This is a genomic window from Streptomyces sp. YIM 130001 (assembly GCF_003574445.1).
In the GTDB taxonomy this organism is placed as follows: Bacteria; Actinomycetota; Actinomycetes; order Streptomycetales; family Streptomycetaceae; genus Streptomyces.
This window is the reverse complement of sequence record NZ_KZ984554.1, coordinates 57,178-69,975: the sequence shown is the minus strand read 5'-3', so window position 1 is coordinate 69,975 and position 12,798 is coordinate 57,178. Positions and strand designations below refer to the sequence as shown.

Genomic DNA, 12,798 nt, shown 5'->3' with positions numbered 1-12,798 from the left:
GCCGCCGGATGCGGGCCCTTTCAGCGAGTCGGTCCGGTGAGCTCGGTCAGCGGGACGGTCGGGTCGGCGAGACGGGTGAGGTCGGGGCGGGCGCGCTCGCGGATCAGGGCCTGGATGGGCTCGGTGACGTCCCAGACGTTCACGTTCATCCCGGCCAGCACCTGTCCGTCGGCGAGCCAGAAGGCGATGAACTCGCGCTTGGTGACGTCCCCGCGGAGCACCACCTGGTCGTACGACCCCTGGGGCGCCCAGCCGGAGAACTCGAGCCCCACGTCGTACTGGTCGGAGAAGAAGTAGGGCACGCGCGCGTAGGTGGTGTCCTGGCCGAGCATGGCGCGGGCTGCCGCGGGGCCGCCGTTCAGGGCGTTCGCCCAGTGCTCGACGCGTAGCCGGCTGTCGTAGAGCGGATGCTGTACCGCGGCGACGTCACCGGCGGCGTAGATGTCCGGGTCGGACGTGCGCAGCGAGGCGTCGACCGCGATGCCGCCGCCGTGCTCGCGGTCGACGAGGGCGAGGCCTGCGGACTCGGCGAGGGCCGCCCGCGGGGCGGCACCGATCGCGGCGAGCACGTCGTGCGCGAGGTGCTCGTCGCCGTCGTCGGTACGGACGGCGAGCACCAGGCCGTCCTGGCCCACGATCTCGGTGAGCCGGGCGCCGAAGTGGAAGCGCACCCCGTGGTCGCTGTGCAGGTCGGCGAAGAGACGGCCCACCTCGGGACCGAGCACCGCGAACAGCGGCGTCTGCTCCGGCTCGACGACGGTCACCTCGGCGCCGTACCCGCGGGCCGCGGCGGCGATCTCCAGGCCGATCCAGCCGGCGCCCGCGATGACCAGGTGGCCGTTGTCGCGGCCGAGGGAGGCCAGGACGCCGCGCAGCCGCTCGGCGTGCGCGAGGCGGCGCAGGTGGTGCACCCCGGCGAGGTCGGTGCCGGGGATGTCCAGGCGGCGCGGTTCGGCGCCGGTCGCAAGCAGCAACTTGTCGTAGCGGACGGTGGTGCCGTCGCCCAGGTGGACGGCCTTGTCGTCGCGGTCGATGTGGACCGCGGGCTGGCCGAGGTGCAGCTCCACCTTCGCCTGCGCGTACCAGGCGCGCTCGTGCACGAAGACGCTGTCGCGTGCCTCCTTGCCGAGCAGGTAGCCCTTGGACAGCGGAGGGCGCTCGTAGGGGTGGTCGCGCTCGTCACAGACGAGGATCACCCGGCCGGTGAATCCCTCGGCCCGCAGGGTCTCGGCCGCCTTGGCCCCGGCGAGCCCGCCACCGACGATGACGAACGTCTGGTTCGCGTCCACCACTTGATGCCTCCTCAGAACCTTGCCGCCACTTGCGAGCGTCCCGCACCCTGCGATCCGCGGGAAGGGGTGCCGCTCGCGCGTGGCTCGATCACATCACGTACGGACGGCAGTTGCCCCCAGGAGGCGAGCCCTACGCGCGCGTGCCGGTGAGGCGGGCGTGCAGGGTGCGGGCCGCGGTGTCGGTGAGTGCGGCGATCTGATCGACCACTACGCGCGCGCGTGCACGGTCGTTGGCAGAGGCGTCGAACAGGGCGCGGAACTGCGGGTCGAGGCCTTCCGGCGCGCGGGCGGTCAGCGCGGCGGCGAGTTCGGCGATCACGATCCGCTGGTCGGCCCGGAGCTGTTCCTGCTCCTCGCGTTGCATCACGTAGCGGTCGGCGACCGCCTTCAGTACCGCGCATTCATGGCGTGTTTCGCGCGGTACGACGAGCTCGGCGGCGTACCGGGTGAGCCTGCCCGTGCCGTATGCCGCGCGCGTGGCGTCCTCGGCGGCGAGGCAGAAGCGGCCGATGAGCTGGCTGGTGGCGTCCTTGAGGCGGGCCTGTGCGACGGCGGAACCGTCGTAGCCGTGCGGCCACCACTCCTGGTCGAGCAGTCGGTCGAGCGCCTCGGCCAGCTCGGCCGAGTCGGTGCCTGCGGGAACGTAGCGGGCGAGCGCGACCTCGAAGATCTCGTGGCGTTCGGGGTCGGCGTGCAGCCAGTTCGGATCGATGTGGCCGGCGTGCAGGCCGTCCTCGACGTCGTGCACGGAGTACGCCACATCGTCGGACCAGTCCATGACCTGGGCCTCGAAGCAGATGCGCCCCTGCGGCGCGCCCTCGCGGAACCACTCGAAGACCGGCAGGTCGTCGTCGTAGACCCCGAATTTCGGGGAGCCCGGGTCGCGGGGGTGGCCGCCTCTCGGCCACGGGTACTTGGTGGCGGCGTCGAGAGCGGCTCGGGTGAGGTTGAGGCCGACGCTGAGGGTGCCTCCGTCGCCGTCCGGTACGAAGCGCTTGGGCTCGAGGCGGGTGAGCAGGCGCAGCGACTGTGCGTTGCCCTCGAACCCGCCGCAGGACGCGGCGAATTCGTTGAGCGCCTGCTCACCGTTGTGCCCGAACGGCGGGTGTCCCATGTCGTGCGACAGGCAGGCCGCCTCGACGAGGTCCGGATCGCAGCCGAGTTCCGCGCCCAACTCGCGGCCCACCTGGGCGCATTCGAGGGAATGGGTCAGGCGGGTACGGGGGCTCGCGTCCCAGGCCTGACTGCTCGCGCCCGGGGCGACCACCTGGGTCTTGCCCGCGAGGCGGCGCAGCGCGGCAGAGTGCAGCACCCGCGCGCGGTCCCGCTGGAACGCGGTCCGTCCCGGCCGTTTGTCGGGCTCGGGCGCCCATCGGTCGACGGAGGTGTCGTCGTAGGCGGCCGGGGGTGCGGGGGTGACGGCGGGCTCGGGCGCGGGGGTGGAGCGCGAGGCGGCGCCCGCTGCCGAGTCCGTCGCGGACGGCGATGCGGCCTGCGACGCGGCTCCGGTAGTACGGGGGCCGGTTTCGGGTGTGTGGTGCGGGGTGCCTGCCATGCGGCTGACACTAGACGGCCTGCGCAAATCGAGCCTGCCCGGGCGCTTCGGGGCTGTGCCGCACTTCGGGGCCGTACGACACCTCGGGGCTGTACGACACCTCGGGGCCGTACGACACCTCGGGGCTGTACGACACTTCGGGCCGGCCCGACACTTCGAGCGGCTCACGCCCTTCCGACAGCGGGCACCCCGCGGGCGACCGTTCGCGCGAGCGTCGCGGCAGCGCAGTCGTACCGTTCCAAAAGGACCCGGCCCACGGCCGGATGCGCCCCGAGCGGATCCCCCACGACCCACGGCGCGGCGTTGGCGCTCTGCGCCGCGAACCGTCCCGGAGCGGTGAAGTACGAGGCCACGGCGACTTGCTCCCTGCCCCGCGAGGCGAGTGCCCGCACCGCCGAGCGCACGCTCGGCCCCGCCGCCGACGCGTGAGCGGCCAGCACCGGAACCCCCAGACGTTCCGCGAGAGCGCGGGCCGCGCTCCGGGTGTCGGCCAGCCCGTCCGGGTCCCGTGAACCGGCTGCCGCGAGCACCACCCCGGCGCGGCGCCGGAATCCGGCGTCCTGCGCCGTCGGCCAGCCTGCTTCCGTGAGGCGGTCGTTCAACGCCTCGACGAGCAGCGGATGCGGCCCGAGCGGGGCGGCGACGCGGGTGGCGAGCGGGCAGGCCGCGGCGGCCTCGGGCAGGTCGTGTCCGACGTGGTGTCCGCGCCCGAGCAGCAGGGGTACGAGGACGGCGGGCCGGTCGGATTCGGCGGCGAGGCCGGCGAGGGTGTCGGCGAGCAGCGGGGCGTTGAGCTCGATGTGGCCGAGGCGCACGGGAAGGCCGGGACGCAGTGCGCGGACCAGGTCGAGCAGCCGCGTCACGGTGGCGGGGGTGCGCGGGTCGCGGCTTCCGTGCGCCACCACGACGAGGGTGGGGGCCCGGCCGTGGTGGCGCGGTGTGTCGTCCCTGCGGGGGCCGTCGGGTGAGAACCGTCCGAGGCCCGCGCCCAGTTGGGTGGTGATGCGTCCGAGCAGTTCGGCAGCGCTGTCGAGGGAACCATGGGCGGTACCCGGAGAGTTACTGGAGTGGAGAGGGCCGGCGGTCAGGACGCGGCCGGACTGGTGTCCGCTGGGTGTGCGGCCGGGGTTCGAGTCCGTCATGCACCAAGGGTGACGACGCCGGATTGCGTCGCTGTTGCGCACCGGTCACGGCGTCTTTCCACGAGCTCACGGGAGGGGACGGTCAGTGGTGCGATCCGGCTTCGGCGGTGGTGTCGACCAGGGATGCGACGTGCGCCCTTGGGCCGTACGACCGCGCGACGACGGGGCGCCCCCGTCGTACGGTCAGAAGAGGTCGAGGAGTTCGGTCAGGGACGTGATGGCCGGGACGTGTGCCGTAGCTCCCGTGCGGCACAGCGCCCGGCCCTCGTATCCCAGGTCCATCGCCGCGGAGACGAGGTCCGGGACGTCGTCGACGAAGAGGCACGCGGACGGCTGGAGGCCGAGCCCGGTGCCGGCGTGGTGGTACATACGCGGGTCGGGCTTCTCGCAGCCGAGCACCGCGGAGATCGCGTACACCTCGAAGTAGTCGCGGATGCCGAGGCCTTCGTGCAGGTCGGGCAGTCCCGGCCAGGCGTCCGAGACCACGGCGAGGCGGACGCCGCGCCGCTTCAGCCCGGCGAGGGTGCTCAGGACGTCGGGGAACAGTTCGAGCACCGCCGTGGGATGCACGTCCCGGCGCAGCTGGGCGAGGAGTTCGGGCGTCGGCCGGAGCCCGAGACGAGCGAGCAGCACTCGGTGATAGTCGTCGTGGTCGGGAGTGTCGTGTGCGTCGGCCAGGAACCGATCTCCGGCGGCTATGGCGTCGGCGAAGCGGTCGGGGGTGATGGAGGGATCGTGCGCCGACACGTTCTCCTCGAAGTCCGCGCGCGGATTCCACCGGCCGCCGATGGGGCGCATGAGTACGCCCCCCGAGTCGAACAGCACCGCTCGAAGATTCGGAGCGGAGGAGGATGAAGTCGTCACCGGCCGAGTCTGGTTCACGCGCGCGGACCACGTCCATCGCGGGTGCATCGCGCGCTGGGGAGGGGAGAACGAGGGATGCCGGAAACGGGTTGCAGGTGACGGGTGGGACGGGGAAGCGGATGACAGGGATGCGTGACGAGGCGAAGCCGAAGAGGCGCCCACGACGGCTCCGGCTGCCGCTGACGGCCTGGCGACGACCGGCTTGGCTACCGGCTGCTCGGACCCCCCGGACTCGACCGACCAGGACCCGACCGACCAGGACCCGACCGCCCGGGACGCGGCCGCCGAGGGCCTGGCCGCCGAGCACGTGGCTGCCGCGGACGCGGCGCGGGCAGCGGCGCGCGGTGCAGGCGGTGATGCTGGGGGCGGTGCTGGCACTGCTGCCGTCCACCTGGCTGCACGCGGCGGCCGCAGGCCGTGTGGGGGGTACGGGCGAGGCGCCGAAGCGGGAGGTCGCGGTGGTGTTCGGGGCAGGTCTGTGGGACGGCGAACCGTCTCCGTATCTGGCCCACCGGCTCGACGCTGCCGCGGAGTTGTACGAGCGGGGCACGGTCGAGGTGGTGCTGGTCACCGGGGACAACAGCCGTGCGGACTACGACGAGCCGGACGCCATGCGCGCGTACCTGACCCGTCGTGGCGTGCCGGACCGGCGCATCGTCAGCGACTACGCCGGGTTCGACACCTGGGACTCCTGCGTCCGCGCCAAGCGGATCTTCGGCGTGGACCGAGCAGTCCTGGTCAGCCAGGACTTCCACATTCGCCGGGCGCTGGCACTGTGCGAGAAGGCGGGCGTCGAGTCCTTCGGTGTGGGAGTGGCCGACGTGCGGGACGCGACCTGGTACTACGGCGGGGTCCGGGAGCTGGCTGCCGCGAGCAAGGCGGCGGCCGACGTCGTCCTGGAACCGGACCCGACGTTCCTCGGCTCCCGCGAGCACGGTGTGCGGGAGGCGTTGGCAGCACCGCGCTGACGGCCGTGCGGGTCGGCCCGGCCTCACGGTCGGCCGGTGGCACCGATGAGGGTGGCGTGCCGCTCGCGTAACCGACGACGGCCGGGGGCGTAACACGGGGGACGCACGCTGGGGCGATGCACTCCACGGCCCCCTCCCTCACTCCGCCCGCACCTGCCGGCAGCGAGCCCGTCGGCGGTCCGCGGGCGGCCGCAGCCACGCCCACCCACTGCCCCTACTGCGCCCTGCAGTGCGGCATGGGGCTGGCACCGGCGGAGGGGGAGCCGGGTGGGCTGGCCGTGGTGGAGCGTACGGAGTTCCCGGTGAACCGGGGCGCGCTGTGCGGCAAGGGCCGGACCGCGCCGGCGCTGCTGGCGCGCGGGGTCCGGCTGACCGGTCCGTTGGTGCGTTCCGCTGTCACCGGCGAGCTGGAGCCGGCCAGTTGGCGGACGGCTCTCGACCGCGTCGCACGCGCACTGGCCGGCACCAGGGGCACCTATGGCGCGGATGCGTGTGCCGTGTTCGGCGGTGGCGGGTTGACCAATGAGAAGGCGTACGCGCTGGGCAAGTTCGCGCGCGTGGCGCTCGGCACCGCGCAGATCGACTACAACGGCCGGTTCTGCATGTCGTCCGCCGCGGCGGCGCAGCAGAAGGCGTTCGGGCTCGACCGGGGGCTGCCCTTCCCGCTCGAGGACGTGTCCCGGACCGGGTGCGTGATCCTCGTCGGTTCGAACCTGGCCGAGACCATGCCGCCGGCCGTGCGTTTCCTCACCGAGCTGCGGGAGGCGGGCGGCACGCTGATCGTCGTCGACCCGCGGCGCACACGGACCGCGGAGGCGGCCGATCTGCATCTGGCGCCGCGCCCCGGCACGGATCTGGCGCTGGCGCTCGGCCTGCTGCATCTGGTGGTGGCCCAAGGGCTCACGGACACGGAGTTCGTGGCGGAGCGGACCGTCGGCTGGCCCGAGGCCCGGGCCGCGGCCATGGCGCACTGGCCCGAACTGGTGGAACGCATCACCGGCGTGCCGGTGCCCCAACTACGCGAAGCAGTACGGCTGTTCACCGCTCCGCGAAACGCGATGGTGCTCACGGCCCGTGGACCCGAGCAGCAGTCCAAGGGCACCGACACAGTGGGCGCCTGGATCAACCTGTCTCTGGCCACCGGCCGCGCGGGCCGCCCGCTGTCCGGCTACGGCTGCCTGACCGGCCAGGGCAACGGGCAGGGCGGACGCGAACACGGCCAGAAGGCCGACCAGTTGCCCGGCTACCGCCGGCTCACCGACCCGGCGGCGCGGGAGCACGTGGCCGGCGTCTGGGGTGTACCGCCGCAGTCCCTGCCGGGGCCGGGCCGTAGCGCGTACGAGCTGCTCGACGCGCTCGGCGGGGACCTGCGCGCGCTGCTGGTGATGGGGTCCAACCCGGTGGTCTCCGCGCCGCGTGCCGCGCATGTCGAGAAGCGGCTGCGGTCCCTGGACTTCCTGGCCGTGGCCGACGTCGTACTGTCCGAGACAGCCCGACTCGCCGATGTCGTCCTGCCGGTGACGCAGTGGGCCGAGGAGACCGGCACGACGACGAGCCTGGAGGGCCGTGTCCTGCTGCGGCGGCAGGCGGTCGAGCCGCCGCGGGAGGTACGCAGTGATCTGTACGTGCTGCACGAACTCGCCGCGCGGCTCGGTGTCGGGCAAGGGTTCCCGACGGAGCCGGAGGAGGTGTTCGGGGAACTGCGCCGGGCGAGCGCGGGCGGTCCGGCGGACTACTCCGGCATCACGTATCGCCGACTGGCCGAGGAGCAAGGGGTGTTCTGGCCGTGTCCGGAGCCCGGACCGGCGGAACGCAGCCCCCATCCCGGTACGCCGCGGCTCTTCCTCGAACGGTTTGCGCATCCGGACGGGCGGGCCCGGTTCGCCGCTGTCGAGCATCGGCCGGCCGCGGAGGAGACGGACGGCGAGTATCCGGTGGTGCTGACGACGGGCCGGGTCGTGGCGCAGTACCAGTCGGGCGCCCAGACCCGGCGGGTGGCGGAGCTGAACGAGGCGGCGCCCGGGCCGTTCGTGGAACTGCATCCGCGGCTCGCCGCGCGGATCGGCGCGGCCGAGGGTGACCCGCTCGTGGTGGTCTCCCGCCGCGGCCGGGCCGTGGCGCCGGCCCGGATCACGCGGACGATCAGGCCGGACACGGTGTTCATGCCGTTCCACTGGCCGGGCGCCGGGCGGGCCAACAACCTGACGAACCCGGCCCTCGATCCCACGTCCCGGATGCCGGAGTTCAAGACCTGCGCGGTCCGCGTGGAACGGGCCACGGACGGGGCCGCGGAACCGGAAGCTGAGCCGCGGCGCCCCTCCGCCTGACTCGCCCCCCCTCGCTCCGCCGCACCGTCCCGGTTCCCGGTCCGGCACGCCCTCTTCACGCGAACCAGTCCCCGCCCGGGAGCGGCGTACCGCTCGCGCGCAGGCGGGCCGCGAGGCCGGCCGGGGCGACGTACACCCAGGCGCGGACGGCCTGGGGCAGGGCGTTCCGGGAGGGGGCGGGTTCGCGGAGTACGTCGAGCGGGACCCGGTCGTAGAGGTGGTCCGGGGAGCCGGGGCGGTACCCCTCCAGGTGGTCGAGGGCATCGAGCACGCGCGCGTAGTGGGCGGGTAGTGGGGTGATCAGAGAGCCGCGTACGGGCCCGGCGGAGGGTGTCCGCACGGCGTACGGATAGCCGGGGCCCTCGTACAGGAGGGTGTCCTGGAGGAGGCCCGGCTCCTCGGCCAGCAGATGTCCGTTCAGATAGGCGTCGTGGTACCGGCCGCCGGGCCGCAGCGTCCCGTAGACGAAGAAGGGCAGCCGCGGACCGGAGCCGTCCGGCACATCGTCCGCGGCACCGCGCCGGACCCGCTCCCGCGGTGCCGGGTCGCCGCGATCGCGCTCCTCCCCCGGCACCGTCACGGCGTGCACTCCTGGCGGACCCAGGACAGGTAGTCGGGGCTGCCGGTGACGGGAGTGGCCAGGATCTCCGGGACGTCGTAGTCGTGAGTCCGGTTGATCCACTCCTCGAGGTCCGGATAGCGCAGCGAGGTCGTCTTGAGGACGACCTGCCACTCGCGGGCGGTCTCGACCGTGCCCTCCCAGCGGTAGACGGACGTCACCGGGCCGACGATCTGCGCACACGCGACGAGGTGCGCCCGCACCGCGCCGCGTGCCAGCGCGGCCGCCTTGTCCTCGGTGTCGGTGGTGGTCAGGACGCTGAGGACGGTGGGTTCGTCGGGCACGGGTTCCTCCTGGTTCGACTCACGCCGGGTCCGCTGGCCCGGCCGGCGGCCCCATCCTCCCGGACGGGTGTGCGCCGGCGGGACGGCAGCACGGATCCAGGATCAACTTCCGTACGGGCGGACCTCCTTGGCCTCCCGCAAGGCGATGCCCCACCAGGTCAGCTGGTCCAGCATGGTCTTCGCGGCCGCGTCGGGGCCGGCCGGGTCGAGGTGGTTGCCCGCGTCGTCGAAGAGCGCGCCCGCGTTGTGGAAGGAGACCGTGTCGCGGACGGTGACGGCGTGCAGTTCGGCGAAGACCTGCCGCAGCTGTTCCACCGCGCGCAGGCCGCCGGAGATGCCGCCGTAACTCACGAAGGCCACGGGCTTGGCCTCCCACTCGGCGCGGTGCCAGTCGATCAGGGTCTTCAGGGGCGCCGGGAACGAGTGGTTGTACTCCGGGGTCAGCACGACGAACGCGTCGGCGGCCGCGAGCTTGGGGGTGATGCGCCCGAGGCGGTCGGCGGCCTCGGGCGAGGGGCTGAAGGACAGGGCGGACGGCGGTTCGTCCTCGGCGAGATCGATGAACTCGACCTCGAATCCGGATCGTTCGCGGACATGGGCCAGTACCCAGTCGGCGATCACGGGGCCGAACCGGCCCTCACGGTTACTGCCGAGCACGACAGCGACGCGGAGCGGTGCGTCCGCACCCTTCGAAGCGTCGGAAACAGCGGAAACTGCAGGTGCGGGGGACGTCTGTGTGGTCATGAATCCAGGCTCGTACCTAAACCATGGTTGAAGTCAAGCTACGCTGGCGAGCATGTCTCAACTCGCCTGGAACGCCAAGGAAGCCACGGTCGGCGAACTGGCCGAACGCAGTGGCGTGAGCACCTCCGCTCTGCGCTTCTACGAGCGCGAGGGCCTGATCACCAGCCGCCGCACGTCCGGAAACCAGCGCCGCTACAGCCGCGACACCTTGCGCCGGGTCGCCTTCATCCGCACCTCGCAGCGCCTGGGCATCCCCCTCGCCTCGATCCGCGAGGTGCTGGCCCTGCTGCCCGACGACCGCACGCCGACCCGCGAGGACTGGGCGCGTATCTCGGAATGCTGGCGCTCCGATCTGGACGAGCGGATCAGCACCTTGCAGCGCCTTCGGGACAACCTCACCGACTGCATCGGCTGCGGCTGCCTGTCCATCGACCGCTGCGCCCTGTCCAACCCGTACGACGTACTCGCCGAGGAAGGCCCGGGAGCCCGCCGTCTCGCACCGTCCTGAACCCGGAACCTCATGAACCCCGCACCGTCCTGAACCCCGCCCTCCCTGCACCGAACCGCTCCCCCGCACCCGCCCGCCGACCCCCGGGATCACCCGTTCACAGGCGCACTCCCGAGTGGAACACGAAAGCCCACCGGCACACCGCTGACCTGCCGAAACACCCCGATCGCGGGCCCACGCACCGGGCCTGGTGCCGCCATCCGGCGAAACACCGGGAGGCGTACCCGGGCGAGTGCCACTTACCTCGGAGACAAGGGTTCGGCCGACGCAGCGGCACTTGGGGGTGCCGCCGGCCGTGTCCTTACTCGGAGGGACTCGCATGCGCACCGCCACTCGTCTGCTGACCGGGACCGCGCTCGGCGTCATGGCCGCCGCGTGGCTCGCCGCCGCCCCGGCCCTTGCCGCGGGCCCTTCGGATCCGGGCGGTACGGCGGACCAGCGCCTCGACATCCGTCCGGCGCGGGCGGTGCCCGGCGATCCCGTCACCGCCGACACTGCGGCCTGCGGGACGCGCGCCGCGGCCACGGGAGACGCGAGTGCCGTCGGCGCGGGTGCGTTCCGGCTCGCGCCCGGTGGGAGTGATCGGACCACCGGCCGTTTCGAGGTGCCGACGTCCGCGTCGCCCGGCACGTACTCGATCCGTGCCAAGTGCGCGGCCGGCAAGGAGGTGTCGGGCGACCTGGTCGTCACGCTCACCACCGCCGGGGATCAGGTGAATCCGAAGGGACATGTGAAGACGGGGGTCGGCGGCGCACTCGGTCCCGACCCCGTACAGACCGCGGCGGGTGTGGCGGCACTCGCCGTAGCCGCCGCGGGCGGTACCTGGCTCCTGCATCGCCGGGCGAGAGGCGACGGGATCTGACGGACACCCTCCGCTGTCCACCGGTACCGCGGACCCTCCCCCTTCAGGCCCGGCCCCGTGCCGCCTGAAGGGGGACAGGGCCGAACGACCCCTCGAGGAGGCTCGACATGCACCCTGCGCCCAAGCCCCACAGCAGGACTTCCGACGAGGGCACGGAACGGCCCGCACCCGAACCCCGCCGCGTCCGCGCAAGGCGACGGCGCACGGCCAACGTGGCGATAGGCGGCGTCAGCGCCCTCGCCCTCTGCGCCGGAGTCTGGCTGCTGGGGAGTGCCGCGGACGCCGACGCTCCTCCCCAGCCGACCGCCGCCGAGGCCGCGGACCACACCGGCCGCGACGCCCTGCCGTCGGCCCCCGCACTGCCCGCCGCGAACCCCACCGGCATACGCATCCCCCGCATCGACGTCGACGCCCCGCTGATGGACCTGCACCTCACGGCGGACGGCAGCCTCGACGTACCGCCGGCCGGCCGCAGCAATCTCGCGGGCTGGTACGGAGCCGGCACCTCCCCCGGCGAACGGGGCACCGCGATCGTCGCCGGCCATGTGGACAACGCCGAGGGACCCGCCGTCTTCTACGCACTCGGCGCCCTGCACAAGGGCGACCAGGTCGAGGTGGCACGCGCCGACGGCCGCACCGCGCTCTTCACCGTGGACGCCGTGGAGGTCTACGACAGCCGGGCCTTCCCCGACGAGAAGGTGTACGGCGCCGCCTCCCGGCCGGAGCTGCGGATCATCACCTGCGGCGGCGGCTACTCGAAGAAGACCGGCTATCTGGGCAATGTCGTGGTCTTCGCTCATCTGACGGGATCGCGCGGCTAGGGCCTGTCGTTTCCCGGCAGGCAGGCGTCAGGCCAGCCACTGCTCGTACGCCATCTTGCCGACCAGGGCGAAGACCGTGACGAGCAGGACGATACGGACGAAGCCGCTGCCCTTCTTGAGTGCCATCCGGGCGCCGACCATGCCGCCGACGAGGTTGAACGCCGCCATCAGCGCGGCCAGTTGCCACAGCACCGCGCCCTGCCAGGCGAACATCGCGAGCGCGCCGGCGTTGGTGCAGACGTTGACGATCTTCGCGGTGGCCGAGGCGGAGACCAGGTCGAGGTGGAGTACGGCGGTCAGCGCCAGGACGAGGAAGGTCCCGGTGCCGGGTCCGATCAGACCGTCGTAGAAGCCGATGCCGACTCCGGCCAGGGCGATCGCGGCGACGATGCGGCGTCGGGAAGGGGGTGCGGCGGACGGTGCCGTGCCGAAGGCGGGCTTGAGGATCACGAACGCGGCGACGCCGATCAGGACCGCCATGATGACGGGCTTGAGCACCTCGGTACTCATCCCGGCGGCGAAGAAGGCCCCGCCCATCGACCCGGCGAGCGCCGCGAGCCCGATCCGCACGGCGGTGCGGACGTCGACCGGCGCCTTGCGTACGTAGGTCACGGCGGCGCCCGTGGTGCCGACGATCGCGACGGCCTTGTTGGTGCCGAGCGCCGTGGCGGCAGGCGTGCCGGCCGGGAGTCCGAGGAGCAGGGCGGGGAGCAGCAGGAGCCCGCCGCCGCCGACCACCGCATCGATCCAGCCGGCCGCCGCCGCGGCCAGGCACAGGACAACGAGTGTGGTCAGGGCTATGTCGGGCATGA

At 73.0% G+C, this 12,798-nt stretch carries 13 protein-coding genes; 5 read left to right on the top strand and 8 right to left on the bottom strand.

Annotated features, from left to right (window positions below):
- Positions 1-20 precede the first annotated feature (20 nt).
- From DSC45_RS14025 to DSC45_RS14010, 4 genes are all read right to left on the bottom strand, one after another.
- Entirely contained in the window at positions 21-1,292 is a 1,272-nt protein-coding gene (locus tag DSC45_RS14025; RefSeq protein WP_119290725.1) for an NAD(P)/FAD-dependent oxidoreductase, read from the bottom strand.
- A 130-nt stretch (positions 1,293-1,422) separates the two neighbouring features.
- Positions 1,423-2,847, bottom strand: coding sequence for a deoxyguanosinetriphosphate triphosphohydrolase (locus DSC45_RS14020; protein ID WP_119290723.1), 1,425 nt, complete (start codon positions 2,845-2,847; stop codon positions 1,423-1,425).
- Between the two features lie 164 nt (positions 2,848-3,011).
- On the bottom strand, positions 3,012-3,989 hold the full coding sequence (locus DSC45_RS14015; protein ID WP_119290721.1) for a sirohydrochlorin chelatase: 978 nt from the start codon (positions 3,987-3,989) through the stop codon (positions 3,012-3,014).
- A gap of 183 nt (positions 3,990-4,172) precedes the next feature.
- A complete protein-coding gene (locus DSC45_RS14010; RefSeq protein ID WP_119290719.1) occupies positions 4,173-4,853 on the bottom strand; it encodes an HAD family hydrolase in 681 nt (226 codons plus the stop codon).
- Between the two features lie 119 nt (positions 4,854-4,972).
- Between DSC45_RS14010 and DSC45_RS14005 the strand changes: the two genes are divergently transcribed.
- Positions 4,973-5,821: a SanA/YdcF family protein gene (locus DSC45_RS14005; protein WP_346426660.1), complete on the top strand. Its 849-nt coding sequence runs from the start codon at positions 4,973-4,975 to the stop codon at positions 5,819-5,821.
- Between the two features lie 116 nt (positions 5,822-5,937).
- Positions 5,938-8,148 (top strand): molybdopterin oxidoreductase family protein, encoded by a 2,211-nt coding sequence (locus DSC45_RS14000; RefSeq protein ID WP_119290714.1) that lies wholly within the window; start codon positions 5,938-5,940, stop codon positions 8,146-8,148.
- A 55-nt stretch (positions 8,149-8,203) separates the two neighbouring features.
- On the opposite strand, the gene DSC45_RS13995 is transcribed toward DSC45_RS14000, so the two are convergent.
- The 3 genes from DSC45_RS13995 to DSC45_RS13985 all read right to left on the bottom strand — a co-directional run bounded on the left by DSC45_RS13995 (position 8,204) and on the right by DSC45_RS13985 (position 9,795).
- On the bottom strand, positions 8,204-8,650 hold the full coding sequence (locus DSC45_RS13995; RefSeq protein ID WP_205571335.1) for a gamma-glutamylcyclotransferase family protein: 447 nt from the start codon (positions 8,648-8,650) through the stop codon (positions 8,204-8,206).
- Positions 8,651-8,724: 74 nt separating this feature from the next.
- The gene (cutA, locus tag DSC45_RS13990) at positions 8,725-9,051 is read right to left on the bottom strand and encodes a divalent-cation tolerance protein CutA (RefSeq protein ID WP_119290713.1); all 327 of its coding nucleotides are present in this window, start codon (positions 9,049-9,051) and stop codon (positions 8,725-8,727) included.
- Between the two features lie 102 nt (positions 9,052-9,153).
- Positions 9,154-9,795 (bottom strand): NADPH-dependent FMN reductase, encoded by a 642-nt coding sequence (locus tag DSC45_RS13985; RefSeq protein ID WP_119290711.1) that lies wholly within the window; start codon positions 9,793-9,795, stop codon positions 9,154-9,156.
- Between the two features lie 52 nt (positions 9,796-9,847).
- Between DSC45_RS13985 and soxR the strand changes: the two genes are divergently transcribed.
- From soxR to DSC45_RS13970, 3 genes are all read left to right on the top strand, one after another.
- Positions 9,848-10,303 carry a redox-sensitive transcriptional activator SoxR gene (soxR, locus tag DSC45_RS13980; protein ID WP_119290709.1) on the top strand — a complete coding sequence of 152 codons (456 nt, stop codon included), beginning with the start codon at positions 9,848-9,850 and terminating at the stop codon, positions 10,301-10,303.
- Positions 10,304-10,622: 319 nt separating this feature from the next.
- Positions 10,623-11,165, top strand: a complete 543-nt coding sequence (locus DSC45_RS13975; protein WP_119290707.1) for a hypothetical protein — start codon at positions 10,623-10,625, stop codon at positions 11,163-11,165.
- Between the two features lie 107 nt (positions 11,166-11,272).
- Complete coding sequence (locus DSC45_RS13970) at positions 11,273-11,986, top strand: class F sortase (RefSeq protein WP_119290705.1); 714 nt, start codon at positions 11,273-11,275, stop codon at positions 11,984-11,986.
- 27 nt (positions 11,987-12,013) lie between these two features.
- Here the strand turns inward: DSC45_RS13970 and DSC45_RS13965 are convergent, their stop codons facing one another.
- The gene (locus tag DSC45_RS13965) at positions 12,014-12,796 is read right to left on the bottom strand and encodes a sulfite exporter TauE/SafE family protein (protein ID WP_119290703.1); all 783 of its coding nucleotides are present in this window, start codon (positions 12,794-12,796) and stop codon (positions 12,014-12,016) included.
- Positions 12,797-12,798: the final 2 nt, after the last annotated feature.

Excerpts from the sequence above, each read along its gene's own strand:
- DSC45_RS14015 (WP_119290721.1), bottom strand. The coding sequence starts at position 3,989 with ATGACGGACTCGAACCCCGGCCGCACACCCAGCGGACACCAGTCCGGC.
- DSC45_RS13965 (WP_119290703.1), bottom strand. The coding sequence starts at position 12,796 with ATGCCCGACATAGCCCTGACCACACTCGTTGTCCTGTGCCTGGCCGCG.
- DSC45_RS14020 (WP_119290723.1), bottom strand. The coding sequence starts at position 2,847 with ATGGCAGGCACCCCGCACCACACACCCGAAACCGGCCCCCGTACTACC.
- soxR (WP_119290709.1), top strand. The coding sequence starts at position 9,848 with ATGTCTCAACTCGCCTGGAACGCCAAGGAAGCCACGGTCGGCGAACTG.
- DSC45_RS13985 (WP_119290711.1), bottom strand. The coding sequence starts at position 9,795 with ATGACCACACAGACGTCCCCCGCACCTGCAGTTTCCGCTGTTTCCGAC.
- DSC45_RS14005 (WP_346426660.1), top strand. The coding sequence starts at position 4,973 with ATGACAGGGATGCGTGACGAGGCGAAGCCGAAGAGGCGCCCACGACGG.
- DSC45_RS14000 (WP_119290714.1), top strand. The coding sequence starts at position 5,938 with ATGCACTCCACGGCCCCCTCCCTCACTCCGCCCGCACCTGCCGGCAGC.
- DSC45_RS13970 (WP_119290705.1), top strand. The coding sequence starts at position 11,273 with ATGCACCCTGCGCCCAAGCCCCACAGCAGGACTTCCGACGAGGGCACG.
- DSC45_RS13975 (WP_119290707.1), top strand. The coding sequence starts at position 10,623 with ATGCGCACCGCCACTCGTCTGCTGACCGGGACCGCGCTCGGCGTCATG.